The following is a 20,490-nucleotide window of genomic DNA, read 5'->3' as shown; positions in this document are numbered from 1 at the left end:
ATCTCAGTGGCCGGTGCCGACGGTGTGGGCCGCCTGCAGGTGCAGACCGGTCAGCAGACGCCGGATCAGCCCGCTTTGCGGTTCGATCACCTGATGCGGCATCGCCATCGGCGCCACCGGCAGGGCACAGGGCCCGGCAATCAGCGCATCGGGCGTCAGAACGGCTTCGGACGCGAGCGCAGTGAGAGAGGAGGTATGCGCGGTCATGCGTGGATCCATTGATAGAGCCAGGTTTCGGTCAGCTTGCGACCATATCCGGCGATATGGGCAGCCAGTTCGACAGTGTCACCCCCGGTCGGCTTCACATCCATGACAAGACGCCAGATTCCGTCGGTGGTGTTGCGGGACAGCACTTTCGTCACGATTTCGCCATTCCAGGCATTGGCGACGATGGTCAGGTTCTCGGCCTCGTCATGGCCAAGGCTGTCCATCAGCCCGCCGACGAAATCGATCACGAACTTGCGCGTGCCGTCGGTATTCTGCACGCCCGAAACCCCGCCCTCGCCGGTGCGGGTTTCCTTGACATGGGCGCGGTCGTCGAAATCGTCGAATTCCAGATCGCCCCAGCGCAGCCGATAGCTGAACTCGCGGCTTTCGCCCGCCTTCGCGGGCGCATCCGGGATCCAGAAGGCGACGATGTTGTCGTTCACTTCCAGATCCGACGGGATCTCGACCAGACGGATCACGCCCTTGCCCCAGTCGCCGATCGGTTCGACCACGCAGGAGGGGCGCTTTTCGTAATGCGCGGCATCGTCCTGATAATGGTCGAATTCGCGGTCGCGCTGGTAAAGCCCGAAGGACTTCGGCGCGGTTTCCGAGAAATACGACGACGCCAGCCGCGACGGGTTCGCCAGCGGCCGCCATAGGATGTCGCCATCGGCGCGCACGATGCCCAGCCCGTCGCTGTCATGCACCTTGGGCCGGTAATCGTCGAAATCCTTGCGGTTGCGTTCCGAGAACAGGAACATCGAGGTCAGGGGCGCGATGCCCAGCTGCTGCACGTCGGCGCGGAAGAAGAGCCGCGCGGTGACATCCACCACCGTCTCGAAGCCGGGGCGGATGACGAATTGATAGGCGCCGGTCAGCGAGGCGCTTTCCAGCGCCGCCCAGATCGTGATCGTCTCGCCGCCCGGTTCGGGGCGCTGGATCCAGAAGCGGGTGAAGCGCGGGAATTCCTCGGCCACCGACAGGCCGGTGTTCACCGCAAGGCCGCGCGCCGACAGACCATAGGCCGAGTTGCGGCCAAGGGCGCGGAAATACGACGCGCCCTGAAATGCCACCAGTTCATCGAAAACATCGGGACGGTTGAGCGGCGTGTGCAGGCGGAAGCCCGCAACGCCCGGCAACGCCACATGCAGCGGAACCTTGTCGCGGCTTTCGCGTTCATAGATGAAATCGTCGGTGTCGAAGCCCATCGGCAGGGTCTGCCCGCCGATCACCTCGTTCAGCAGCACCGGTTCCTTGAACAGCCAGCCCATGTGGAAGGCATGCAGCTGGAAATGCGTCCGCTCGACATCGGCGAAGCGCGCCTTGGCCGGATCGAAGCGGATCAGCCGGTACAGGTCATAGGTGAGCTGGTTGAGGAAGCTGTCGGGCAGCACCATCGGCGCATCGGGACCGGCACCGACCAGTGCGCGCATCTCTTCGGCGAGCGTGTCGAAGCTGAAGGGTTTTTGCGGCGGCGCAGCGGGCACGTCGATCGGTGCGGGCGGGGTGGTTTCCTGCGCATGGGCACTGCGCGGCACGGCCCCCGTCCCGGCAAGGATCGCAGCCGAGGAGAGCGTCACCAGAAGGTGGCGGCGGGTCATCATCATGGAGGCTTTGTTCCGGCTGGAGGGCATCTGTTTTCTATGCAAAGTCAGATAGTTCCAGAGGCCGCTCAGGGGCGCCCCCGTTTGCCGTTTCTATAGCCACAGTGCTTAAAAACTGGCAAGAGAGTTTGCGTAACAGATGTGTCAAATGGGCGCTGTCCCGCCTGTTTTGGCGCAAAGTTGCGCAAGTTTCCGCGCATCGGTCAGGAAGTTGCGCCTTCTGCGCGGGCAAAGCCGCTTTTCCCGATTTCGATACATGTTTTAACCGGTTTGAGCCGGTTTTTCCGCAGCTGCAAACAGCGGCATTCCCGCCCCGGACGGGGGGTGAGTCGCGGCCGCCCGGCCCGGGAATTGCGCCGCCTGCCGCAGTCCGCGTGCCAGCTGCCGCCCGGCGCCGCGGGCGCTCTTGTGACACCGGGGCAGGCTGGATAAACCGGTGCAAACAGCCGGAGGGACCATGGAACAACTCGATCTGACCGGAAGCATCTTCGGCATTTTGTCGGTGATGATCTTCCTTGGCGCCTATGCGCTGGTGGTGATGGAAGAGACCACCCACATGCGCAAGTCGAAGCCGGTGATGCTGGCCGCGGGGCTGATCTGGACGCTGATCGGCGTCGGCTATGCCAGCCACGGCCTGTCCGAGGTCGCGCATGAAAAGGCCGTCCATGTCGTCGAGGAATATGGCGAACTGCTGCTGTTCCTGCTCGTCGCCATCACCTACGTCAACACGATGGAGGAGCGCCGGGTCTTCGACGCGCTGCGCGCGAAGCTGGTGGGGCTTGGCCTGAGCTATCGCAAGCTGTTTTTCCTGACCGGCTTTCTGTCCTTCATCCTGTCGGGCGTGCTCGACAACCTGACGACGGCGCTGGTGATGGGGGCGGTGGTGATGGCCGTGGGCCGGACCTCGCCGAAATTCGTCACCCTCTCCTGCATCTCGACCGTGGTTGCGGCGAATGCGGGCGGCGCCTTCACCCCCTTTGGCGACATCACCACCCTGATGGTCTGGCAAAAGGGCAAGGTCGAGTTCTTCGAATTCTTCGTCCTGTTCATCCCGTCGCTGCTGAACTGGCTGGTTCCGGCGGTGATCATGTCCTTTGCGATCCCGACCGACTCCCCCGCCGCCACCGAGGACAGGGGCATGATGAAGCCGGGCGGCGCCGGGGTGGTCTGGCTCTTTGCCGCCACCATCGTCACCGCCGTCAGCTTCAAGAACTTCCTGGCGCTGCCGCCCGCGATGGGGATGATGCTCGGCCTCGGCTATCTGCAGATCTTCTCCTATTTCCTCACCATGACCGGCCACAAGCGGCAGGACGAGGAACTGGTTCTGGACAGCTTCAAGCAGTTCGAACGGGTGGAATGGGACACGCTCTTGTTCTTCTTCGGGATCATCTTCGCGGTCGGCGGTCTGGGCGTGCTTGGCTACCTCGACATGGTTTCTGTCGCGCTTTATCAAGGGCTTGGGGCGACGGCGGCGAATACGATCCTGGGCCTTCTGTCCGCGGTCGTCGACAATATTCCGCTGATGTTCGCGGTCTTGACGATGGATCCGCAGATGAGCCACGGGCAATGGCTCCTGATCACGCTGACCTGCGGCGTCGGCGGCTCGATCCTGTCGATCGGCTCGGCGGCGGGCGTCGCGCTGATGGGGCAGGCGCGCGGGCAATACACTTTCTCGGGGCATCTGAAATGGGCCTGGGCGATCGCGCTGGGCTATTTCGTGGCGATCGGCGCGCATCTGCTGATCAACGCGCATCACTTCTGATCCTGACCGACAGGCGAAAGGCCCGGGACCCGCGTCCCGGGTCTTTTTCTTTGCGCGCAGCGGTGGCAACATATGCGCTCCATGCATGGATGCGCGTCGAAATGGCTGCAGCCCGGGCGTTGCCTTGGCGCTTCGGGCATGGTCAGGTGAGGCCGGAGGGAGCCATGTCCGAAACCCAGATCGGCGGCGTTGCCGCAGCCCGCATCGCCGCCTTTGCGGCCAAGGAGGCCGAGGCCTATGCCGCGGCCCGTCCGCGCACGCGCGCGGCTTTGGCGGCGGGCGCCAGCCCCTGGCTGGCGGGCGTGCCGATGCACTGGATGCGCGACTGGCCGCAGCCCTTTCCGATGCTGGTCACGGCGGCGAAAGGCGCGCTGATCGAGGATCTCGACGGCCACCGGATCGACGATTTCTGTCTGGGCGACACCGGGTCCATGTTTGGCCATTCGCCTGCGCCCGTCGCGCGCGCCATCCGCGCGCAGGCGGGGGCGGGGCTCACTTACATGCTGCCCACGATGGCGGCGCTGCAGGCCGGTCAGCTGCTCTCGGATGTTTTCGGACCGATGCGCTGGCAGGTGGCGACGACCGCGACCGATGCGAACCGCTTTGCGCTGCGCGTCGCCCGCGCGGTGACCGGACGGCCGAAGGTGCTGGTCTTCGACGGCTGCTATCACGGCACCGTCGATGACGCGATGGTCTGCCTTGAGGGCGGGAAAACCGTGGCCCGCCCGGGGCTTGTGGGCCAGGTCGAGGATCTGCGGCGCGTCGCCGTCGCGGTGCCCTTCAACGATCTGGCGGCGGTGGAACGGGCGTTGGCGGCGGGTGATGTCGCCGCGATCCTCACCGAGCCGGTGATGACCAATTCCTGCATGGTCCTGCCCGCGCCGGGCTTTCACGACGGGCTGCGCGATCTTGCCACCCGCCACGGCGCGGTGCTGATCCTCGATGAAACCCACACGATTTCCTCGGGTCTTGGCGGCTATACCCGCGTGCATGGGCTGCGCCCCGATATCTTTGTCGTCGGCAAATGCGTCGCGGGGGGCGTGCCCACCGCGGTCTGGGGGCTGACCCCCGAGCTGGCCGCGCGTTTCGCCGCCTATGACGCCACCCGGCCTGCGGGGCACAGCGGCATGGGCACGACGCTTTCCGCCAATCCGCTGCAATTCGCGGCCCTTGTCGCCACGCTGCGCGAGGTGATGACGCCCGCAAATTACGCCCGGATGGAGGCGGGCGCAGCGCGGCTATGCGCTGGCCTGTCGAAGGTGGTGAAGCGCCGCAAAGCGCCGTGGCATGTCGTCCGCGTCGGCGCCCGGGTCGAGGTCATCTGCGCCCCCGGCCCGCTGCGCAATGGCTTTGACGCCGCCCGTGCCCATGCCCCCGCGCTGGAAGCCGCGCTGCACATCGGCCTTCTGAACCGCGGCTGCCTGATCGCGCCGTTCCACAACATGATGCTGATCTCGCCCGCCACGACGCGCGCGCAGATCGACCGCCTGATCGCCGCTTTCGACGCCGTGACGGCCCAATTGTTCGAGACCTGACATGACCCATTCGCCGACTGGCTCCACCTTGCAAGAAGCCGAAGATTTCCTTGCCGCCCATCCCGAAATCGAGGCTTTCGACATCGTGCTGCACGATGCGAACGGCATCGGTCGCGGCAAGATCATCCGCCGCCACGAGCTGATCGGGCTTTACAAGGGCGGGCGGCACCTGCCGATTTCCATCCTTGGCCTTGATATCGTGGGCGAAGACGTGCACGAAACCGGCCTCATCTGGGATCAGGGCGATGGCGATCTGCGTGCCTGGCCCATTCCCGGCACGCTGAAGGCGCTGCACGGCACCAACCCGCCGCGCGGCGAGGTCTTGATGAGCATGTATCATCTCGATGGCGCCGAAATGACCTCGGACCCGCGGCACGCGCTGGCCCGGCAGGTGCAGGCGATGGCGGACGAAGGGCTTCATCCCGCGGGCGCGTTCGAACTTGAATTCTTCCTTCTGGACCCCGACACCGCGCAGGGCGTGCGGCCTGCGGCGGCAGTTCTGGACGGGCGGCGCAGCGACTGGACCGAGGTCTATTCGGTCGATCACCTGCACGGGATGGAGCCCCTGTTCAGTGACATCTACCGCGCTGCCGAAGCGATGGGGATCAAGGCCGAAACGGTGATTTCCGAATATGCGCCCGGGCAATATGAACTCACGCTGCATTACCGGACCGATGTGATGCAGGCGGCCGATGATCTGGTGCGGCTCAAACGCATCGTCCGGCTTCAGGCGCGGCGGCATGGCGTCACCGCCTGTTTCATGGCGAAACCGATCGAGAAATACGCGGGCTCGGGGATGCATTTCCACGTCAGCCTGTGTGACGAAACCGGCCGGAACATCTTCGCCGAGGAGGTGGAGGGCCAATGGACCGACACGATCCGCCACGCCATCGGCGGCTTGCGGCAAACGATGGGCGAATCGATGCTGGTCTTTGCCCCGCATGGCAATTCCTGGCGCCGCTTCGTTGGTCAAAGCTATGCGCCGGTCTCGCCCAGCTGGGGGGTGAACAACCGCTCGGTGGCGCTGCGGATCCCGGCGGGCGACATCAAGGCGCGGCGGATCGAGCATCGGCCCTCGGGCGTTGACGCCAACCCCTATCTGGTCGCGGCGACGGTTCTGGCGGGCATCCGGCACGGGTTGAAGCATCGCATCGACCCGGGCCCGGAAACCACCGGCAACGGCTATGCGGGTGATGACAGCCTGAAAATCCCGCGCGACTGGCGCGAGGCGATCGAGGCGGCGACGGCGTCCCAGTTCCTGAAGGACGCGCTGGGTGAAGACATGCACCGCACCTTCACCGCGATCAAGGCGGCGGAACACGGCCGCGTCGCCCGCTGGATCGCGGATGTCGATTACGCGCTTTATCTGCACAACGTCTGAGGCGCTGGGGGCTCTGCCCCCAGACCCCCGGGATATTTGGAGCAAGATAAAGAGCATCCCTTTTATCTTGCTTCAAATATCCCGGGGGGAGGCTTGCTGAAAGCAAGACGGGGGGCAAAGCCCCCCGCACAGGTCGCCAAAAGGACCGACCTCAGATCAGCCCGGCGTGTTTCATTGCGGCGTCAAGCGCGGCCTTGGTCGCGTCGGTCAGTTCGGTCAGCGGCAGCCGCACCTCGGGGCTGCAGAGCCCAAGCTTCGACATCGCATATTTCGCCCCGGCCACGCCCGGCTCGAGGAAGATCGCGATATGCAGCGGCAGCAGAAGATCCTGATATTCGAGCGCCTTCGCATAATCGCCGCGCAGGGTGGCTTCCTGCATCTCGGCGCAAAGCTTCGGCGCGACATTCGCCGTCACCGAGATGCAGCCGACGCCGCCCATCGCGTTGAAGCCGACCGCCGTCGCATCTTCGCCCGAAAGCTGCAGGAAATCGGCGCCGCAGGTCATGCGCTGCTTCGCCACCCGGCTCAGATCGCCCGTCGCATCCTTCACGCCGACGATCCGCGGCAGCTGCGCCAGCTGGCCCATCGTCTCGGGCATCATGTCGACGACCGAGCGGCCGGGAATGTTGTAGATGATGATCGGCAGGGTGCAGGCGTCATGCATCGCGGTGAAATGCGCCACCATGCCCCGCTGCGTCGGCTTGTTGTAATAGGGCGTCACGACGAGCGCCGCATCGGCGCCGTTCGCCTCGGCGTGGCGGATCAGCTCGATCCCTTCGGCGGTGGCATTGGAGCCCGCGCCCGCGATCACCGGCACGCGTTTCGCCGCGGTTTCCACCACGACGCGCACGACTTCGTTATGTTCTTCATGGCTCAGCGTCGGGCTTTCGCCGGTGGTGCCGACCGGCACAAGACCGTGGCTGCCCTGGTCGATGTGCCAGTTCACCAGCTTCTTGAGCGTGTCCCAATCGACGGCGCCGTTTGAAAACGGCGTGACGAGTGCGGGGAAGGACCCTTTGAACATGACACGCTCCTGAGCTTGAGGCGGATTCGCCTGAGTGAAAGTCGCGCGGACCATAGGCGAGGCTTTCGGTCTTGCCAACTTGTGAATTGCAACGATCACGGCTTGCGCGCAGCCTGTTGAAAACGCATGCACAGGCCCATGATCAAACCTCTTTCCCTTGCCGTTCTGCTGGCGGCTTCCGCGGTGTTTCTGCCCCTTGCCGGGCGGGCCGACGACCCCGTTTCCCTGACGCGCGCGCTGGCGGCGGCGGCGAAAACCGACTGGGATCAGGCCGCGGCCGAGGCCCGGCTGGCCGGACCGCTCGCCTTCGATCTGATCGAATGGCAACGGCTGCGCGCGGGCAAGGGCAGTTTCGCCGATTACGCCGATTTCGCCGCCCGGCGGGCCGATTGGCCGGGGATGGAGCTTCTGCGCAAGCAGGGCGAGGCGCAGCTGGCGGGCGCCAATCCGGTCGAGACCGTGGCCTATTTCGGGGCGGCCGCGCCGCAGACCGGCACCGGCGCCTTGGCGCTGATCGCGGCGCGGCAGGCGATGGGCCAGCCCGACAAGGCCGCCGCCGTGGCCGAGGCGGCCTGGCGCCGTCTGGACCTGACGCCCGAAGAACAGGCGGCGTTTCTGGCCCGTCACGCCGATCTGGTCGCGCCCTTCCACGGCGGGCGGATGCAGGCGGCGCTGGATGGCGGCCGCCTTGCGCGGGCCCGCGCGATGCTGCCGTTGGTCACCCCGGGCACGCGGGCGGTGGCCGAGGCGCGGATCGCCCTGCAGGCGCGGGCCGAGGGGGTGGACAAGCTTTTGCAGGCGGTGCCGGAGCGGATGGCGGGATCAAGCGGGCTGGCCCGCGACCGGGCGGTCTGGCGTTGGCGCAACGATCTGGAAGCGGGCGCGGCCGAGATCGTGCTGGCGTTTTCGCAGACCGCGGAAAGCCTTGGCGATCCGAAGCTTTGGTCGGATCTGCGCGGGCAGCTGGCGCGGTTCTTCCTGCGGCAGGGTGATGCGCGGCTGGCCTACAAGATCGCGGCGCGGCATCGGTTGCCCTCGGACGATCCGGATTGGGCCGATCTGGAATGGCTGGCGGGCTTTGCGGCGTTGAAACTGGGCGATGCGCCCGCCGCGCTTGCGCATTTCGAGGCGCTGGAAGCCGCGGTCAGCGGGCCGATTTCGAAATCCCGCGCCGCCTATTGGCGCGGCCGGGCGCTGGAGGCGATCGGCCGGGTCGCCGAGGCCGATCAGGCCTGGGTCGAAGGCGCGCAGTGGCAGACCGCCTATTACGGGCTGCTCTGCGCCGAGCGGATCGGTGCGCCGCTGGACCCCGCCTTTGCCGCCCCGCCCGCGCTGCCCGACTGGCGGGCGGCGCCCTTCGTGCAGGATCCGGTGTTTCAGGCGGCGCAGCTGTTGCAGGCGGCGGGCGCGCGGGATCTGGCGGAACGCTTCCTGTTGCATCTGGAAGAAAGCCTGCCGCCCGAGCAGATCGCCCCGCTGGCCCGGTTGGCCGAGGAATGGCACGACGCGCATCTGATGCTGCTTCTGGCGAAACGGGCGGCGAACGAGGGGGTGGTGTTGACGCGGGCCTATTATCCGCTGCCCGATCTGAACCCCGCGGGGCTGGTCGTGCCCGAGGAACTGGCGCTGTCGATCGCGCGGCGGGAAAGCGAGTTTGATCCCGCCGTCGTCAGCCCGGTCGGCGCGCGGGGGATGATGCAGCTGATGCCCGAGACCGCGAAGATGATGGCGAAGAAGCTGGGCGAGCCTTACGAATTGCGGCGGCTGACCTCGGATCCGTCTTACAACGTGCGGCTGGGATCGGAATATCTGGCGAAGCTGCAGGAGGAATTCGGCACCTCGCCGGTGCTGGTGGCGGCGGGCTACAATGCCGGTCCCGGACGGCCGCGGCGCTGGATCGCCGAGCGCGGCGATCCGCGCGCGCCGTCGGTCGATGTCGTCGACTGGGTGGAGATGATCCCGTTCACCGAGACCCGGACCTATGTGATGCGGGTGGCGGAGAGCCTGCCCGTCTATCGCGCGCGGCTGGGTCGGCCCGATGCGGGGGCGGTGCGATTTACCGACGAATTGCGCGGGGCCTGGTGAGGCAGGGCGGGGGTTTCACACCCCCGCACCCCCGTGGGATATTTCCGGCAAGATAAAGGGCATCAGGGGTTTTCCGCCTTGGCCTGCGCGCGCCAGAGCGTGAAGAGGCCCGCGCAGACCACCACGGCGGCGCCAAGGGCGACGTTGGGGCGCAAGATGTCGCCAAAGGCCCAGATGCCGATGCCCGAGACCCAGACCAGTTGCAGATAGGCGAAGGGCTGGATCGCCGAGGCCTCGGCGATTTCATAGGCCTGAATGAGCAGGAAATGCGCGGTGACGGCGGTGAGGCAGAGCGCCGCCATCCAGAGCCAGTCACTGGCGATCATCGGTTGCCAGAAGATCAGGCCCAAGGGCGTCATCACCAGCGCGCCGACGAGCCCCGTCCAGTAGAAAGAGACCGAGGCCGGGTCCTTTTTCGCCGCGAAGCGGGTCAGCAGCGAATAAAGCGCAAACAGCAGGGCGCCGAACAGCGGGATCATCGCCTCGGGGCGGAAGACGCCATAGCCCGGTTGCAGGATGATCAGGATCCCCGCAAAGCCGATGCCGATCGCGGTCCAGCGCCGCCAGCCGACGGTCTCGCCCAGCACCGGACCCGACAGGGCGGCGACAAGCAGCGGATAGGCGGCAAAGACCGCATGGGTCTCGATCAGGCCCAGGTGGACGAAGGCCTGAATGACGATCACGATCTCAAGGACCAGAAGCAGGGCGCGGATCGTCTGCACGAGCGGTTGTTTCGTCGCGAGCGCCGCACGCAGCCCGCCCGAGGAGCGCGCGGCGAGGGTCAGGGTGAAGAGCGCGAAGAACCAGTAGCGGATCGTCACCACCATATAGACGTTGTAGGCGCCCGAGAGATGGCGCGAGATCCCGTCCTGAATGGCGAAGATGAGCGTGACCGCCACCATCAGCCAGATGCCGCGGCCGATGTTCTGGGTGGCTCTCATGGCCTCGCCCCGCGGCTCATGTGGCGTTTGCCGGCATGGCCCGGGGCGCGGGTGACGGTGAAGCCCGCCGCCGCAAGACCGCGGCGCACGAAGCCCGCGGCGGTGTAGGTGGCGAAGGTGCCGCCGGGCGCGGTGTGACGCCCGACCTCGGCCATCAGATCCTCGCCCCACATCTCGGGGTTTTTCGCAGGTGAAAAGCCGTCCAGGAACCAGGCGTCGGCGTGATCGGCCCAGTTCGGCAGGGTTTCGCGGACATCGCCAAGGATCAGCGTGACGGAAATGCTGCGCAGCGAAAACTGCGTCTCTCCATGCTGCATCGCAGCAATCAGCGGTTCGGCAACGGGTTCGATGTCCGGAAAGGCGGTATGGGCGCGGGCCATTTCTTCGGCCGACATCGGGAAGGCCTCGAAGCTGGTGAAGCGGATCGGCTGCTCGGTCGACAGCGCGAGGGCCAAAAGGTTCAGGCCGGTGCCGAAGCCCAGTTCGGCGACGTGAAAGCCGGGGCGCAGCCGCGCGGGCAGGTCGTTGCCCGCCAGGAAGACATGCCGGGTTTCGGCCAACCCTCCGGCCAGGCTGAAATAGGGATCGTCGAAACGGGTCGAAACGGGCGTCGATCCGTCGCGCCACGCAAGCGCGGCCGGGCTCTGGTCTGGGGAGGTCATCGGGGATAGTGCCTGTGGGGATGTGACGCGAGAGTGGCGAAAGGGGCTGGCGATGGCAAGAGCAGATCGGGTGACGGTGCGCGGTGGCGGGGTTTTCGGCCTTGCCTGTGCCTATGAGCTGGCGCGTCGCGGGGCAAAGGTGCGGCTGATCGAGCGGGATCGAATCGGCGCGGGGTCGTCGGGCGGCACGGTCGGCATGCTTTCACCGCATGTGCCCGATCAGTGGAACCCGAAGAAGCAGTTCCAGTTCGACAGTCTGGTGATGTCGGAGGCCTTCTGGGCGGGGGTGAAAGAGGTCGGCGGCAAGGATGCGGGCTTTGCGCGGATCGGGCGGCTGCAGCCCTTGGCCGATCCGGCGGCGGTGACCTTGGCCGAGCTGCGGGCCAAGGATGCGGCGGCGAACTGGGGGGCGGAGTATCTTTGGCGCATTGCCCCGGTGAACGAGTTCGGCGCCTTCGCGCCGGTGACGCCGACCGGGCTGGTCATTCATGACACGCTGTCCGGCCGGGCCTCGCCGCGGGGCGCGGCGGCGGCCTTGGCGGCGGCGATCGAGGCCCTGGGCGGCGAGATCGTCTTTGGCGACGCGGCCGATGAAGGCATCGTGCTGCATGCGACCGGGCTTGCGGGGCTTGTTGAATTGTCCGAGGCCTTCGGCAAGGAGGTCGGCAATGGCGTCAAGGGGCAGTCGGCGATCCTGAAGCTCGATCCCGGCCCGGTGCCGCAGATCTTTGCCGATGGCGTGCTGGTGGTGCCGCATGCGAATGGCACCGTGGGCGTCGGCTCGACCGCCGAGCGCAGCTACACCGACCCGACCGCGACCGATGCGCAGCTGGAGGCGGTGCTGGAGCGGGCCCGGGCCCTGGTGCCCGCGCTTGCGGGGGCCGAGGTGATCGAGCGCTGGGCGAATGTGCGGCCGCGCTCGGTTTCGCGCTCGCCGATGCTCGGCGCCTGGCCGGGGCGCGAGGGGCATTTCATTGTCAATGGCGGCTTCAAGATCGGCTTCGGCATGGCGCCGAAAGTCGCGCAGGTGATGGCCGATCTGGTGCTCGACGGGGTCGATGCGATCCCGGCGGGGTTCCGGGTCGAGGACAACCTCTGACGCTTTGGAGCCGACAGGCGGAGGCGGGGGTTTTGCACCCCCGCACCCCCGCAGGATATTTATGGCAAGATAAAAGCAGGCCCACAGGGGCGGCTCAGTAGCTGTATTCGCCGTAGATGCGCGAGAGATCGCCCTTCCAGGCGCCGTGGTATTTTTCCAGAAGCTCGTCGGCCGGAACGTGGCCGGTGTCGATGCTTTCCTCCAGCGCATTGAGGAAATAGGTTTCGTCCGGGATCAGCCCGCCGGCGCCCGGGATCTTGCGCGCGGCAAGGCCAGTCTTCGAGATCGCCACCACTTCGCGGGCCAGATCGTGCATCTTCACGCCGCCCGCCTCGGCTTGCAGGGCGTGTTTGGCGGCCGCGATGCGCAGCCCGTCGCGCGTGTCCGCATCCCAGTCCTTGACCAGATCCCAGGCGGCATCGAGCGCGCCCTGATCATACATCAGCCCGACCCAGAACGCGGGCAGGGCGCAAAGACGCCGCCACGGGCCGCCATCGGCGCCGCGCATCTCGATGTATTTCTTCACCCGGGCCTCGGGGAAGACGGTGGTCAGATGGTCGGCCCAGTCCGACAGCGTGGGTTTCTCGCCGGGCAGGGCGGGCAATTCGCCCTTGAGGAAATCGCGGAACGATTGGCCGAGCGCGTTGATGTACTGCCCGTCGCGGTAGACGAAATACATCGGCACATCGAGGACGTAATCGACGTAACGTTCATAGCCCATGCCGTCTTCGAAGAAGAAGGGCAGCATCCCGGTCCGCGCCGGATCGAGGTTTTGCCAGATGTTCGCGCGCCAGGATTTCATCCCGTTCGGCTTGCCGTCGAGGAAGGGCGAATTGGCAAAAAGCGCGGTCGCCACGGGTTGCAGCGCCAGCGCCACCCGCATCTTCTTCACCATGTCGGCCTCGGAGGAAAAGTCGAGGTTCACCTGCACGGTGCAGGTCCGATACATCATGGTTTTCCCCATGGTGCCAACCTGATCCATGTAGCTGTTCATCAGCCGATAGCGCCCCTTCGGCATCATCGGCATTTCCTCGGCCGTCCATTCCGGCGCCGCGCCAAGGCCGATGAACCGCGCCCCGATGCGGTCGGCGATCCGGTGCACCTCGGTCAGGTGTTCGTTCACTTCCTCGCAGGTCTGGTGCAGGGTTTCGAGCGGCGCGCCCGACAGTTCCAGCTGCCCGCCCGGTTCCAGGCTGACATTGGCGCCGTTGCGGGTCAGGCCGATGATGTTGCCGCCCTCCAGCACCGGTTCCCAGCCGAAGACCTGCTGCAACCCTTCCAGCATCGCCCGGATCGAGCGCGGCCCGTCATAGGGCAGGGGCTTGAGCACATCCTTGCAATAGCCGAATTTCTCGTGCTCGGTGCCGATGCGCCAGTCGCTTTTCGGCTTCTCGCCCGAAGCCAGATATTCGGCAAGCTGGCTGAAATCTTCGATCGGGCCGCCGCCCTGCTGGGGAATGGACATCGGACCCTCTCTTTCCGTTGGGACACAACAGGTGGTTCTTCCGCGCCGCCAAGTCAAGCCGCCTCAACCGGGACGGCGCCACAGGCTTTGTGCGGTGATGCGCCGATCCAGCGCGGCCGCCAGTGCGCCCATGTCGATGCCGGGCAGACCGGCGAAGGCGTCAAAGAGCTTTTCCGAGCCGACAGCGGCCACCGGCACCAGAAGCGCCTGCCCGTCGCGGCTCTTGAGCCGCCAGAACTGGCTGTCTTTCAGGATCAGCAGCCGGATTTCGGTCAGATCCTCCAGCGCCATGGTGCCGCCCAGAACCGCCCCGCCGGTGCCCCAATAGCCGATCCGGCCTTCGTCCAGATCGACCACCCCCGGATCGGAGACCGGCCGGGCAAAGCGGGCCCGGCGCAGCGCGAGAACGAGCCACCCCGCGGCAAGCGCGGCAAGGGGCAGTCCCACCGCCGCCAGAAACCAGCCGCCGCGCGTCGCGACCCAGAGGCTCGCGGCGAGCGTCAGACCTGCGACATAAGCTTCGCGCTGCCGGATCAGATGCGCGCGCAGCTCGGGTCGGATCACGTCCAGTCCCCCAGAGCCGATTGCCAAAGCGTGATCGCCGCGCAGGCGGCGGTATCGGCGCGCAGGATGCGCGGCCCAAGCGACACCGGCGTGACGAAGGGCAGGGCCCGCAACTGCCGCCGTTCCGTTTCGGAAAAGCCACCCTCGGGGCCGACCAGAATCGCCCAGGGGCCGGGGGTGAGACCGGCCAAGGTCTGCGCCGGACCGACCAGCGATTCATCGCCCCAAAGAATGCGCCGCGCCGGGTTCCAGGATTTCAGAATTTTCTGTAAAGGCTGCAAGTCACTAACTTCTGGGACATAAGTGCCCAGACATTGCTCGGCCGCTTCCAAAGCATGCGCCTGCAGCCGGTCCTGTTTGATCCGCCCGGCATTGGTGAATTCGGTCTGCACCGGCAGGATTTTCGCGCAACCGAGTTCCGCCGCCTTCTCGACGATGAAATCGGTGCGTTCCTTCTTGATCGGCGCGAAGAGCAGCCACAGGTCGGGCGGGTTCAGTTGCGGCGCGGCGAGGCCCAGACAGGCCAGCACGCCAGCGCGTTTCGACCCCTCGACCACCTCGGCGGTCCATTCGCCGTCCTGCCCGTTGAACAGCGCGACCCGGTCGCCCGGGCCCAGCCGCATCACCGCAAACAGATAATTCGCCTGATCGGCGGTCAGGGGCACGGCTTGCCCCGGCGAGAGCGGGTGAGTAACACAGAGTCGTATCTTGGCGCGTTCCATGAGGCGAAACTTATGACCGGCAAAACCGAAATGCCAGAGGCTCAGGTGACGGGACAGGTGGCCGACGCCTATCGCGGCAACTGGGTGGACCATACCGCCCCCGCCTTCAGCCGCCCCTATCTGCGGCTGTCCCGCGCCGATCGGCCGATCGGCACCTGGCTTTTGCTGTTGCCCTGCTGGTGGTCGATCGCGCTGGCCGCGGCGAGCGACGGGCTGCGCCCGGTCGATCTGTGGCTGGCGCTGGGCTGCGGCCTTGGCGCCTTCCTGATGCGCGGCGCGGGTTGCACCTGGAATGACATCACCGACCGCGATTTCGACGGCCAGGTGGCGCGGACGCGGTCGCGCCCGATTCCCTCGGGACAGGTCAGCGTGCGGCAGGCACTTTTCTGGATGATCGCGCAGACCTTTGTCGCGGCGGCGATCCTGTTCAGCTTCAACTGGGCGGCGATCGGCATGGGCGTTCTGGCCCTTGTCCCGGCCGCCATCTATCCCTTTGCCAAACGCTTCACCTGGTGGCCGCAAGCCTTTCTGGGCGTCGCCTTCAACTGGGGGGCGCTGCTGGGCTGGGTCGCGCACAGGGGCAGTCTGGACCTGGCGCCGGTGCTTCTGTTCGCTTCGGGGATCGCCTGGACGCTGTTTTACGACACGATCTACGCGCATCAGGACAAGGAAGACGATGCGCTGATCGGGGTGAAATCGACGGCGCGGCTGTTTGGCGCCAACACGAGCCGCTGGCTGGGGCTGTTTCTGGTCCTGACCGTCGTCCTGATGACCGCGGCGGTGCTGCTGGCGCTGTTGCCGCTGGGCAATCCGGCGGTGCTGGCGCTGGGTCTTTGCGCGCCCTGGGCGATGGGCTGGCACATGGCCTGGCAGATCCGCAGGCTGGATATCGACGATGCCGACACCTGCCTGATGCTCTTTCGCAAAAGCCGCGACACCGGGCTTTGGGCTGCGCTGTTTCTTGCCGGTGCCGCAATCCTGTGATTGATCGCCAAGGTCGTGCCCCTTAAGACGGTTCGAACCCAAGGCGAGGAACGGAAGCCCATGCGTGGCCGCATCACAGTCCTGACGACGACGGCTTTCGTCGGCGCCCTCGTGCTCTCGTCCTTCATCGCGGGCGGCTCGGCGACGATCATCGAGCAGCGCTCGCGCAAGGCGGTGAAACTGGCGCTGGAAACCGCCAGCCATTCCTGGGTCCAGGTCGAAACCGACGGGCTGCAGGTGATCTTGCTCGGCACCGCGCCCTCCGAGGCGGCGCGGTTCCGCGCCGTCACCCTTGTTTCGACCGTGGTCGACAATTCCCGCATCGTCGACAACACCGATGCCGAGGTGCAAAAGGCGATCGCGCCCCCCGATTTCTCGCTGCAGATGCTGCGCAATGACGAGGGGATCTCGCTGATCGGGCTGGTGCCCTCGGGCACCGACCGCAAGGCGCTGCTGGAGCGGCTGACGAAAATCGCGGGCGAGGGGGCGGTCACCGACATGCTCGAAAGCGCCGATTATCCGGTGCCGGGCGGCTGGAAATCGGCGCTGGATTTCGGCATCGCGGCGCTGACGGAACTGCCCCGCGCCAAGGTCTCGATCCTGCCCGGCAAGGTCGGCGTCGAGGCGATCACCGACAGCCCCGAACAGAAGGCCGAGGCCGAGGCGCTGCTGAACCGGCGCCGCCCGACCGAGGTGAAGCTCGAGGCGAAGATTTCCGCGCCCCGCCCGGTGATCACCCCCTTCACGCTGCGCTTCCTGATCGATGCCGAGGGCGCCCGTTTCGACGCCTGTTCCGCCGATACCGACCGCGCCGCGGGGCGGATCATGGCGGCGGCGCGCAAGGCCGGGGCCAAGGGCGAGCTGGATTGCACCGTCGGCATGGGCGTGCCCTCGCCGCAATGGGCAGAGGCGGTGGCGATGGGCGTGGCCGCGCTGGGGCAGCTGGGCTCTGGCACGCTGACCTTTTCCGATGCCGATATCGCGCTGGTGGCGGCCGACACGACCGACCCCGCGATCTATGACCGGGTGGTGGGCGATCTCGAATCGAACCTGCCCGAGGTGTTTTCGCTCAAGGCCGAGCTGGCGAAGAAGGCCGAGGCGAAGGATGCCGTGCCCGAATTCTCGGCGCTTTTGCGCGAGGATGGACAGGTGGAGCTGCGCGGCCGTGTCACCTCGGACCGCTCGCGCGCGGCGCTGGAAAGCTTCGCCCATGCGCAGTTCGGCGCGAAAGCGGTTTACGGCGCGACGCGGGTCGACACCGGCCTGCCCGAGGGCTGGCCGCTGCGCACGCTGACCGCGCTCGAGGCGCTGCGGCTGATGCATGACGGCGCGGTGACGGTGACGCCCGATCTGGTGCGGCTGACCGGCGTGACCGGCGACCGGCAGGCCTCGGACAAGGCGGCGCGGCTGTTCGCGCGGCGGCTGGGCGAGGCGGCGCCGATCGCGCTTTCGGTGAAATACGACCGCCGGCTGGATGCGACGCTGGCGCTGCCCGATGGCAACGACTGCGTGGCGCGGCTGAACGGCGTGCTGGCGCGCGACAAGATCGGCTTTGAGCCCAGTTCGGCGACGATCAAGCCCGAGGACGGGCCGAAGCTTGACGCGCTGGCCAAGGCGATGGCGCAATGTCAGGATTTCCGCATGGAAGTGGCGGGCCACACCGACAGCCAGGGCAGCGACGAGGGCAACCGCAGGCTGTCGCAGGCCCGGGCCGAGGCGGTGATCACCGCGCTTTCCGGGCGCCGGGTGCTGACGCGCAACCTGACCCCCAAGGGCTATGGCGAAAGCCAGCCCATCGCCGGGAATGACACCGACAAGGGCCGCGAAGCGAACCGGCGGATCGAATTCGTGCTGCTTGATGCCAAGCCGGTGGGCGGGGCCGGGCAGATCGATCTGCCGGTGACGGCGCCGGAACCGCCGCCGCCCGCGCCCGTCGCCCCGATCGAGGCGATGCCCGATCTGGTGCTGGATGAAAGCGCCGTCGATGGCGCCGCCCCGATGGAAGACGCGCAGGGCGAGCCAATGCCGAACCCGCCCGAGACGCAACTTCCGGCAGACCCGGTCGCGACGGCCCCCGGGTCTGCGGATCCTGCGGCGCCTGCGCCCGGCGTGGCCGCCCCGGAAGCCCCGGGCCCGGAAGCCCCGACGCCGGAGGCCGGGGCGACCGATGGGGCAGACGCGGCCCTCGTCATTCCGGTCAACCCCGCCGCGCAGTCGCCCGGCCACCCGAAACCGCGCCCGAAGAAACTGGGCGGGCGGGACAACTGAGGAGAGCCGCAGATGAACAGAACCGAATTCGTCATCGCCACGGCGATCATCCTGTTTCTGGCCTTCTGCCTGGGCTGGTTCGCCTCCTGGCTGATCCACCGCCTGACCCGGGTCACCGCGGCCGACATGGGCGAGCTGGAACAGATGGCGCAGGCGCTGCACGAGGCCGAGGAACAGCGCGATCAGGCCGTCGCCTATGTCGAAAGCCGCGAGGCGGAGCTGACGAACCAGATCAACCAGACCGAGGCGGAGCTGCGCGCCGCGATGGACGGTCTGCGCGATGCCCGCCACGAGGCCGAGGAATTGCGCGCCTATATCGAGCGCCTGCAAGCCGAGCGGTAACGGCGGATTTCGCCGCCGCCCGCTTGTCTGCGCGGCCGCCCGGGCCTACATCGGGGGCATGGACATCACCCGATACCTTCCCGCCCCGTTCTTCCGCCGTCCGCCGCGCGTGGCCGTGGTCCGGCTGCAAGGCGCCATCGGCCTCAGCCGTCCCGGCGCGCCGGGCCTGTCGGATGCCGCGCTGGCCGAGACGCTGGAACGCGCCTTCCGCAAGGGCAAGCCGGTGGCGGTGGCGCTGATCGTCAATTCCCCCGGCGGCTCGCCGGTGCAATCCTCGCTGATCGCGGCGCGGATCCGGGCTTTGGCCGCGGAGACCGGCCTGCCCGTGCATGCCTTCATCGAGGATGTGGCGGCCTCGGGCGGCTATTGGCTGGCCTGCGCTGCCGATGACATCTGGGCCGATGCGACCTCGATCGTCGGCTCGATCGGGGTGATTTCGTCGGGCTTCGGTTTTGCCGATCTGATCGGTCGTTACGGGGTCGAGCGGCGGGTGCATACGGCGGGCGGCTCGAAAAGTTTCCTCGATCCGTTCCGGCCGGAAAAACCCGAGGATGTGGCGCGGCTGACCCGCCTTCTGGAAGACATGCACCGGGCTTTCCAGGCTTGGGTCACCGAACGGCGCGGCGCGAAACTGGCTGTCGGGGCGGATCTGTTCACCGGCGAGATCTGGACCGGGGCGCAGGCGTTGCAGACCGGGCTGATCGACGGGCTGGCGCATCCGGGGCCGAAGCTGCGCGCGCTTTACGGCGACAAGGTGAAACTGGTGCCCTATGGCCAACGCCGGTCCTTGCTGCGCCGTTTCGGCGCCAGCATGGCGGCCGAGGCGGCGGTCTCGGTGCTGGACGCGGCCGAGGAACGGGCGCTTTGGGCCCGGGTCGGGCTTTGACATGCTGATCAAGGCCGCGATCCTGTTCGTGCTGGTGATGGTCGGGCTGGCCTTTTTCGGCCGCTTGCGCCTGCCCGGCCGCAAGGCGCCGATGCTCTTGCGCAAGACCTGCCCGCACTGCGGCAGGCCACGGATCGGGGCGGGGCCCTGTCCCTGCGGAAAGGCGTGACGATGGAGGTGAGTGCCCGCGATATCCCGCCGTCCTTGCAGGCGCCGCTGGCCGAGGCGCTGGCGCTGTGCGGTCTTGTGCCCGTTCAGGCCGAGGCGTCGGTGCTGCTGCTTGCGGCCGAAGACCCGGCGCAGGCTCTGGCGCGGATCGCCGATTTCGCCGCAAGCCGTCCCGAGGCCGGCTGGGCGGGGGCCGACCGGATTGCCAGCGGTCAGGTGGTCTGGCTGCTGCCCGAGGGGCAGGCGGATCTGCTGCGGGGGGCGCTGGCGCGGGCGGCGTTGCGCCATGCGCCGCAACTGCGGGTGAATGCGATCCATCTTGCGCCGCGCCGTCCGGCCCCCGCGCCCTGGCAGGCGGCCTGGACTGCCGCGGCGCAGCATCCGGGGCCGCCACCGCTGCCGCAGGCCTTGGCGCAGGCGCTGGCGCTGCTTCTGCAGGGGCCTGCGCTGACCGGGCAAGTGGTTAACGTTGCGGCGCACCGTTAACACATCCTTAATCCTTTCGCCGCCGAAACAGGGGGGCACCGGCTTACTCAGCGGCAAGTTGTCCACTTTTCGCGCAGGTGTAAACAAAGGGTTACAATTCTCTCAATCCTTTCAGAGACTTGCTTTTGATGAAAATAATTGTCCTTGAAAATCAATATCTTGCCTGATCGCCTCTTTTTTGGGCAACCTTGTGAAAGGGGCTGGATTCAAGGGAAATCTGCAGATCGCCAAATCTTTCCCACGAACTTATCCACAGAAACGGTGGAAAGCTTTCCCCTTGTATTTGGCGAAGCATGGTTGCAACC

19 protein-coding genes are annotated in these 20,490 nt (G+C 66.8%); 11 read left to right on the top strand and 8 right to left on the bottom strand.

Features of this window, described 5'->3' with window-relative positions; all coding sequences use genetic code 11:
* Window positions 1–3: 3 nt before the first annotated feature.
* Window positions 4–207: a hypothetical protein gene (locus FBT96_RS11630; protein ID WP_136906821.1), complete on the bottom strand. Its 204-nt coding sequence runs from the start codon at window positions 205–207 to the stop codon at window positions 4–6.
* Window positions 204–1,808 carry a glucan biosynthesis protein gene (locus tag FBT96_RS11625; protein WP_394347673.1) on the bottom strand — a complete coding sequence of 535 codons (1,605 nt, stop codon included), beginning with the start codon at window positions 1,806–1,808 and terminating at the stop codon, window positions 204–206. Before FBT96_RS11625 ends, FBT96_RS11630 begins: the two co-directional genes overlap by 4 nt.
* 460 nt (window positions 1,809–2,268) lie before the next feature.
* Between FBT96_RS11625 and nhaD the strand changes: the two genes are divergently transcribed.
* The 3 genes from nhaD to FBT96_RS11610 all read left to right on the top strand — a co-directional run bounded on the left by nhaD (window position 2,269) and on the right by FBT96_RS11610 (window position 6,489).
* The gene (nhaD, locus tag FBT96_RS11620; RefSeq protein WP_136906816.1) at window positions 2,269–3,573 is read left to right on the top strand and encodes a sodium:proton antiporter NhaD; all 1,305 of its coding nucleotides are present in this window, start codon (window positions 2,269–2,271) and stop codon (window positions 3,571–3,573) included.
* Between the two features lie 164 nt (window positions 3,574–3,737).
* Window positions 3,738–5,108, top strand: coding sequence for an aspartate aminotransferase family protein (locus FBT96_RS11615; protein ID WP_136906814.1), 1,371 nt, complete (start codon window positions 3,738–3,740; stop codon window positions 5,106–5,108).
* Between the two features lies 1 nt (window position 5,109).
* The gene (locus FBT96_RS11610) at window positions 5,110–6,489 is read left to right on the top strand and encodes a glutamine synthetase family protein (protein WP_136906812.1); all 1,380 of its coding nucleotides are present in this window, start codon (window positions 5,110–5,112) and stop codon (window positions 6,487–6,489) included.
* A 151-nt stretch (window positions 6,490–6,640) separates the two neighbouring features.
* On the opposite strand, the gene dapA is transcribed toward FBT96_RS11610, so the two are convergent.
* Window positions 6,641–7,513: a 4-hydroxy-tetrahydrodipicolinate synthase gene (gene dapA, locus FBT96_RS11605; protein ID WP_136906810.1), complete on the bottom strand. Its 873-nt coding sequence runs from the start codon at window positions 7,511–7,513 to the stop codon at window positions 6,641–6,643.
* A 138-nt stretch (window positions 7,514–7,651) separates the two neighbouring features.
* Here dapA and FBT96_RS11600 point away from each other — a divergent pair, with 138 nt between their 5' ends.
* Window positions 7,652–9,598, top strand: coding sequence for a lytic transglycosylase domain-containing protein (locus FBT96_RS11600; RefSeq protein WP_249306448.1), 1,947 nt, complete (start codon window positions 7,652–7,654; stop codon window positions 9,596–9,598).
* 62 nt (window positions 9,599–9,660) lie between these two features.
* Here the strand turns inward: FBT96_RS11600 and FBT96_RS11595 are convergent, their stop codons facing one another.
* Together FBT96_RS11595 and mnmD are read right to left on the bottom strand one after the other, a co-directional pair.
* Window positions 9,661–10,539 (bottom strand): DMT family transporter, encoded by an 879-nt coding sequence (locus FBT96_RS11595; RefSeq protein WP_136906807.1) that lies wholly within the window; start codon window positions 10,537–10,539, stop codon window positions 9,661–9,663.
* Window positions 10,536–11,201 carry a tRNA (5-methylaminomethyl-2-thiouridine)(34)-methyltransferase MnmD gene (gene mnmD, locus FBT96_RS11590; RefSeq protein ID WP_136906805.1) on the bottom strand — a complete coding sequence of 222 codons (666 nt, stop codon included), beginning with the start codon at window positions 11,199–11,201 and terminating at the stop codon, window positions 10,536–10,538. Before mnmD ends, FBT96_RS11595 begins: the two co-directional genes overlap by 4 nt.
* Before the next feature lie 52 nt (window positions 11,202–11,253).
* Here mnmD and FBT96_RS11585 point away from each other — a divergent pair, with 52 nt between their 5' ends.
* A complete protein-coding gene (locus FBT96_RS11585; RefSeq protein WP_136906803.1) occupies window positions 11,254–12,300 on the top strand; it encodes an NAD(P)/FAD-dependent oxidoreductase in 1,047 nt (348 codons plus the stop codon).
* Window positions 12,301–12,394: 94 nt separating this feature from the next.
* Here FBT96_RS11585 and FBT96_RS11580 read toward each other — a convergent pair whose 3' ends face one another.
* The 3 genes from FBT96_RS11580 to FBT96_RS11570 form a co-directional block, all read right to left on the bottom strand.
* Window positions 12,395–13,765, bottom strand: a complete 1,371-nt coding sequence (locus FBT96_RS11580) for a glutamate--cysteine ligase (RefSeq protein ID WP_136906801.1) — start codon at window positions 13,763–13,765, stop codon at window positions 12,395–12,397.
* Window positions 13,766–13,828: 63 nt separating this feature from the next.
* Entirely contained in the window at window positions 13,829–14,329 is a 501-nt protein-coding gene (locus tag FBT96_RS11575) for a hypothetical protein (protein WP_136906799.1), read from the bottom strand.
* Window positions 14,326–15,051 carry a 16S rRNA (uracil(1498)-N(3))-methyltransferase gene (locus FBT96_RS11570; protein WP_136906797.1) on the bottom strand — a complete coding sequence of 242 codons (726 nt, stop codon included), beginning with the start codon at window positions 15,049–15,051 and terminating at the stop codon, window positions 14,326–14,328. The genes FBT96_RS11575 and FBT96_RS11570 overlap by 4 nt, the downstream gene beginning before the upstream one ends.
* 12 nt (window positions 15,052–15,063) lie before the next feature.
* Here FBT96_RS11570 and ubiA point away from each other — a divergent pair, with 12 nt between their 5' ends.
* Genes ubiA through FBT96_RS11545 form a run of 6 tightly spaced genes read left to right on the top strand, consistent with a single transcriptional unit; the run spans window position 15,064 to window position 20,185 of the window.
* Window positions 15,064–16,035, top strand: a complete 972-nt coding sequence (ubiA, locus tag FBT96_RS11565; protein ID WP_136906795.1) for a 4-hydroxybenzoate octaprenyltransferase — start codon at window positions 15,064–15,066, stop codon at window positions 16,033–16,035.
* Window positions 16,036–16,095: 60 nt separating this feature from the next.
* Entirely contained in the window at window positions 16,096–18,303 is a 2,208-nt protein-coding gene (locus FBT96_RS11560; RefSeq protein ID WP_136906793.1) for an OmpA family protein, read from the top strand.
* 12 nt (window positions 18,304–18,315) lie between these two features.
* Complete coding sequence (locus tag FBT96_RS11555) at window positions 18,316–18,645, top strand: cation:proton antiporter (RefSeq protein WP_013066134.1); 330 nt, start codon at window positions 18,316–18,318, stop codon at window positions 18,643–18,645.
* A gap of 58 nt (window positions 18,646–18,703) precedes the next feature.
* Window positions 18,704–19,531, top strand: coding sequence for a S49 family peptidase (locus FBT96_RS11550; RefSeq protein ID WP_136906791.1), 828 nt, complete (start codon window positions 18,704–18,706; stop codon window positions 19,529–19,531).
* A 1-nt stretch (window position 19,532) separates the two neighbouring features.
* Window positions 19,533–19,700, top strand: coding sequence for a hypothetical protein (locus FBT96_RS20690; protein WP_169583397.1), 168 nt, complete (start codon window positions 19,533–19,535; stop codon window positions 19,698–19,700).
* A 2-nt stretch (window positions 19,701–19,702) separates the two neighbouring features.
* Window positions 19,703–20,185 carry a hypothetical protein gene (locus tag FBT96_RS11545; RefSeq protein ID WP_136906789.1) on the top strand — a complete coding sequence of 161 codons (483 nt, stop codon included), beginning with the start codon at window positions 19,703–19,705 and terminating at the stop codon, window positions 20,183–20,185.
* Window positions 20,186–20,490: the final 305 nt, after the last annotated feature.

This window comes from Rhodobacter capsulatus (assembly GCF_005144475.1).
In the GTDB taxonomy this organism is placed as follows: domain Bacteria; phylum Pseudomonadota; class Alphaproteobacteria; order Rhodobacterales; family Rhodobacteraceae; genus Rhodobacter; species Rhodobacter capsulatus_C.
This window is presented reverse-complemented; position numbering and strand designations above follow the sequence as displayed.

Bases quoted from the DNA above. Each gene is read 5' to 3' on its own strand.
- FBT96_RS11585 (WP_136906803.1), top strand. From the start codon at position 11,254: ATGGCAAGAGCAGATCGGGTGACGGTGCGCGGTGGCGGGGTTTTCGGC.
- mnmD (WP_136906805.1), bottom strand. From the start codon at position 11,201: ATGACCTCCCCAGACCAGAGCCCGGCCGCGCTTGCGTGGCGCGACGGA.
- FBT96_RS11555 (WP_013066134.1), top strand. From the start codon at position 18,316: ATGAACAGAACCGAATTCGTCATCGCCACGGCGATCATCCTGTTTCTG.
- FBT96_RS11610 (WP_136906812.1), top strand. From the start codon at position 5,110: ATGACCCATTCGCCGACTGGCTCCACCTTGCAAGAAGCCGAAGATTTC.
- FBT96_RS11615 (WP_136906814.1), top strand. From the start codon at position 3,738: ATGTCCGAAACCCAGATCGGCGGCGTTGCCGCAGCCCGCATCGCCGCC.
- FBT96_RS11550 (WP_136906791.1), top strand. From the start codon at position 18,704: ATGGACATCACCCGATACCTTCCCGCCCCGTTCTTCCGCCGTCCGCCG.
- FBT96_RS11595 (WP_136906807.1), bottom strand. From the start codon at position 10,539: ATGAGAGCCACCCAGAACATCGGCCGCGGCATCTGGCTGATGGTGGCG.
- FBT96_RS11560 (WP_136906793.1), top strand. From the start codon at position 16,096: ATGCGTGGCCGCATCACAGTCCTGACGACGACGGCTTTCGTCGGCGCC.
- ubiA (WP_136906795.1), top strand. From the start codon at position 15,064: ATGACCGGCAAAACCGAAATGCCAGAGGCTCAGGTGACGGGACAGGTG.
- dapA (WP_136906810.1), bottom strand. From the start codon at position 7,513: ATGTTCAAAGGGTCCTTCCCCGCACTCGTCACGCCGTTTTCAAACGGC.
- FBT96_RS11625 (WP_394347673.1), bottom strand. From the start codon at position 1,808: ATGACCCGCCGCCACCTTCTGGTGACGCTCTCCTCGGCTGCGATCCTT.
- FBT96_RS11580 (WP_136906801.1), bottom strand. From the start codon at position 13,765: ATGTCCATTCCCCAGCAGGGCGGCGGCCCGATCGAAGATTTCAGCCAG.
- FBT96_RS11570 (WP_136906797.1), bottom strand. From the start codon at position 15,051: ATGGAACGCGCCAAGATACGACTCTGTGTTACTCACCCGCTCTCGCCG.
- FBT96_RS20690 (WP_169583397.1), top strand. From the start codon at position 19,533: ATGCTGATCAAGGCCGCGATCCTGTTCGTGCTGGTGATGGTCGGGCTG.
- nhaD (WP_136906816.1), top strand. From the start codon at position 2,269: ATGGAACAACTCGATCTGACCGGAAGCATCTTCGGCATTTTGTCGGTG.
- FBT96_RS11545 (WP_136906789.1), top strand. From the start codon at position 19,703: ATGGAGGTGAGTGCCCGCGATATCCCGCCGTCCTTGCAGGCGCCGCTG.
- FBT96_RS11600 (WP_249306448.1), top strand. From the start codon at position 7,652: ATGATCAAACCTCTTTCCCTTGCCGTTCTGCTGGCGGCTTCCGCGGTG.
- FBT96_RS11630 (WP_136906821.1), bottom strand. From the start codon at position 207: ATGACCGCGCATACCTCCTCTCTCACTGCGCTCGCGTCCGAAGCCGTT.